We start from the raw sequence: 992 nt of genomic DNA on the forward strand, positions 1-992 counted from the left end.
AAAGATAAACGCAAACGTGTTGCGTTTAGGGATAAGGGGTGAGGTGAGGAGAGTTGAGGAAACCACTTCGACCATGCTGTGAATTTCACTGCCAGAACCTCACGCGTGAAAGATATTGTGAGGAACATAGATACAAAGAAAAGAAAACACAGCAAGAAAAGAATCGATACTATGATCGATACAAACGTGACAAAGAGAGTACAGCTTTCTATAAATCAAAGGCATGGGAACGGTTAAGAGAGCAGGCACTAATGAGAGACAAAGGGTTGTGTCAGCATTGCAAAAAGAATAAAAAGATTAAAGTGGCAGATATGGTTGACCACATCATACCTATTAAAGTTGATCCAAGTTTGAAACTTGTTCTTGATAATTTACAATCACTTTGTAATCCATGTCACAACAGAAAAACAGCAAAAGACAAAAAGAAGTACGGGTAGGGGCGGGTCAAAAAACTTTCAGGGCAGCCTGCCCGTACCGCCGCCCCCTCAACTTCGCAGAAAAATCCGTTTTTGAATATTTTTTAAGGAGGTGTAATCATGGCTGGAAGAAATAAACAACCACTCTCTGTCATACAGGGAAAAGGTAGATCAAATCACATTACAAAAAGCGAGAAAAATAGACGGGAAAAACAAGAAGAAGCATTGCGGGGACATACTGATAAAATTGAAGCTCCTTCTTATTTGACCGCAGCACAAAAAAGAGAATTCGATGCATTAGCCACTGAATTAATTAGATTGAAAATTTTTAGCAACTTAGATGTAGATAGTTTAGCGAGGTATGTTGATTCTAAAGACCAGTATATAAAAATAGTTCGCCTACTAAGAAAAACAAAGCCTTCAGATGATTTTAAATTGTATTCTCAAATGCAAAGAAGTAAGAATCTTTTATTTAATGAATGCCGTTCATCAGCTAGCGACTTAGGATTAACGATTACATCTCGCTTAAAATTAGTTATTCCAGAATCGGATACATCACAGCAACAGCAAAGTGAA

General features: G+C 37.6%; 2 protein-coding genes. Both read left to right on the forward strand.

Features of this window, described 5'->3' with window-relative positions:
• Positions 1–53: 53 nt before the first annotated feature.
• Positions 54–437, forward strand: coding sequence for an HNH endonuclease (locus tag MR058_RS22835; protein WP_012095042.1), 384 nt, complete (start codon positions 54–56; stop codon positions 435–437).
• Positions 438–536: 99 nt separating this feature from the next.
• On the forward strand, positions 537–992 hold a 456-nt coding region (locus MR058_RS22840), incomplete at its 3' end, for a phage terminase small subunit P27 family (protein WP_242145938.1).

Source organism: Bacillus cereus group sp. BfR-BA-01430, assembly GCF_022663115.1.
GTDB classification, from domain to species: Bacteria; Bacillota; Bacilli; order Bacillales; family Bacillaceae_G; genus Bacillus_A; species Bacillus_A cereus_BD.